Here is a 2,206-nt window from a genome sequence, read left to right as displayed (position 1 = left end):
ATCGCGAGCAAGCTCGGCTCCCACTAGTACCGACATTTTGTAGGGACTTGTTACTACCATCGTCGAATGGTTCTATAGGCCCGCCCCAAGCTACAACGGAACCATACAAAAACAACTATTGTCACCGAGGTAAGAAAGATGAGTGCGGCTTCTGTGTATCCCGTTCGTCCCGAGGTTGCGGCCAACACGCTGACTGACGAGGCGACCTACAAGGCCATGTACCAGCAGTCGGTCGTCAACCCCGATGGCTTCTGGCGCGAGCAGGCCAAGCGCCTCGATTGGATCAAGCCTTTCACCACGGTGAAGCAGACTTCTTTCGACGATCACCATGTCGACATCAAGTGGTTCGCCGACGGCACCTTGAACGTTTCCTACAACTGCCTCGACCGTCACCTGGCCGAGCGCGGTGATCAAATCGCGATCATCTGGGAGGGCGATGACCCATCCGAGAGCCGCAACATCACCTATCGCGAGCTGCACGAAGAAGTCTGCAAGTTCGCCAACGCCCTGCGCGGCCAGGACGTGCATCGCGGCGACGTGGTGACGATCTATATGCCGATGATCCCCGAGGCCGTGGTCGCGATGCTGGCCTGTACCCGCATCGGTGCGATTCACTCGGTGGTGTTCGGCGGCTTCTCCCCTGAAGCACTGGCCGGCCGGATCATCGACTGCAAATCCAAAGTGGTGATCACCGCCGACGAAGGCATTCGCGCCGGCAAGAAGATCCCGCTCAAGGCCAACGTCGATGACGCGCTGACCAACCCGGAAACCAGCAGCATCCAGAAGGTCATCGTGTGCAAGCGCACGGCGGGCAACATCAAGTGGAACCAGCACCGCGACATCTGGTACGAAGACCTGATGAAGGTGGCTGGTACCGTTTGCGCACCGAAGGAAATGGGCGCCGAGGAAGCGCTGTTCATCCTCTACACCTCCGGTTCCACCGGCAAGCCCAAGGGCGTGCAACACACCACTGCAGGTTACTTGCTGTACGCGGCGCTGACCCATGAGCGTGTGTTCGACTACAAGCCGGGCGAGGTCTACTGGTGCACCGCCGACGTGGGTTGGGTCACCGGTCACAGCTACATCGTCTACGGCCCGCTGGCCAATGGCGCGACCACGCTTCTGTTCGAAGGCGTGCCGAACTACCCGGACATCACCCGCGTGGCCAAGGTTGTCGACAAGCATAAAGTCAGCATCCTCTACACCGCGCCGACCGCGATCCGCGCCATGATGGCCTCGGGTACCGCCGCCGTTGAAGGCGCCGATGGCAGCAGCCTGCGCCTGTTGGGTTCGGTGGGCGAGCCGATCAACCCGGAAGCCTGGGACTGGTACTACAAGAATGTCGGCAAGGAGCGTTGCCCGATCGTTGACACCTGGTGGCAGACCGAGACCGGTGGCGTGCTGATCAGCCCGCTGCCAGGCGCCACGGCGTTGAAACCGGGTTCTGCAACCCGCCCGTTCTTCGGTGTGGTGCCGGCGCTGGTGGACAACCTCGGCAACCTGATCGAAGGTGCGGCCGAAGGCAACCTGGTGATCCTCGATTCGTGGCCAGGCCAGGCGCGCACGCTGTACGGCGACCACGACCGTTTTGTCGATACTTACTTCAAAACCTTCAGCGGCATGTATTTCACCGGTGACGGCGCCCGTCGCGACGAGGATGGCTACTACTGGATCACCGGTCGGGTGGACGACGTGCTCAACGTGTCCGGCCACCGCATGGGCACGGCCGAGATCGAAAGCGCGATGGTTGCCCACCCGAAAGTCGCCGAAGCGGCGGTCGTGGGCGTGCCGCACGACATCAAGGGGCAGGGCATCTATGTCTACGTCACCCTCAATGCCGGCGAAGAAACCAGCGAAGCCTTGCGCCTGGAACTGAAGAACTGGGTGCGCAAGGAGATCGGTCCGATTGCTTCGCCGGACGTGATCCAGTGGGCGCCGGGGCTGCCGAAAACCCGCTCCGGCAAGATCATGCGCCGCATCTTGCGTAAGATCGCCACGGCGGAGTACGACGGATTGGGTGATATCTCCACGCTGGCCGATCCGGGTGTGGTGGCGCACCTGATCGAGACGCACAAGACCATGAACGTGGCCTGACGGTCGCGTGTAGTACCCAAGAGCCCCGCCCGGTATTTGCCGGGTGGGGCTTTTTTATGGTCGCTGTCATTAGGAGGTCTCTGCCTTTGTGGCGGAGGAGCTTGCTCCCGCT

At 61.4% G+C, this 2,206-nt stretch carries 1 protein-coding gene; it reads left to right on the top strand.

What is annotated here, in order from left to right; genetic code table 11:
* Positions 1-138 precede the first annotated feature (138 nt).
* The gene (acs, locus tag OC610_RS26115; RefSeq protein WP_030142462.1) at positions 139-2,094 is read left to right on the top strand and encodes an acetate--CoA ligase; all 1,956 of its coding nucleotides are present in this window, start codon (positions 139-141) and stop codon (positions 2,092-2,094) included.
* Positions 2,095-2,206 lie beyond the last annotated feature (112 nt).

It is taken from the genome of Pseudomonas agronomica (assembly GCF_025917275.1).
Lineage (GTDB): Bacteria > Pseudomonadota > Gammaproteobacteria > Pseudomonadales > Pseudomonadaceae > Aquipseudomonas > Aquipseudomonas agronomica.
The sequence above is the reverse complement of the archived record's forward strand: the minus strand, read 5'-3'. Positions and strand labels throughout refer to the sequence as shown.

Bases quoted from the DNA above. Each gene is read 5' to 3' on its own strand.
- acs (WP_030142462.1), top strand. From the start codon at position 139: ATGAGTGCGGCTTCTGTGTATCCCGTTCGTCCCGAGGTTGCGGCCAAC.